The sequence below is a fragment of the Citrobacter sp. wls829 genome, from assembly GCF_005280825.1.
GTDB lineage: Bacteria > Pseudomonadota > Gammaproteobacteria > Enterobacterales > Enterobacteriaceae > Citrobacter > Citrobacter gillenii.
This window is the reverse complement of record NZ_SZWP01000039.1, coordinates 1-226: the sequence shown is the minus strand read 5'-3', so window position 1 is coordinate 226 and position 226 is coordinate 1. Positions and strand designations below refer to the sequence as shown.

The window sequence follows — 226 nt, the reverse complement described above, 5'->3', positions numbered from 1 at the left end:
ACCAGGGATTCACGGACACGATGCAGAGCCCGCATTGCCTGCTGAGATTCCGTTCTGGGCTGCACAAAACGCATAGACGGACGCGATGCAGCTTCACAAATAGCTTCGGCGTCGACAAAGTCGTTTTTATTGCTTTTAACGAACGGGCGGACAAATTGTGGTGATATCAGCTTTGGGGAATGCCCCAACTCTTCCAACTTGCGTGCCATAAAGTGAGAACCGCCAC

General features: G+C 51.8%; 1 protein-coding gene. It reads right to left on the bottom strand.

What is annotated here, in order from left to right; translation table 11 throughout:
* A partial coding sequence (locus FDW88_RS05320) for a transposase (RefSeq protein ID WP_137362162.1) occupies positions 1 to 226 on the bottom strand: 226 nt, incomplete at both ends.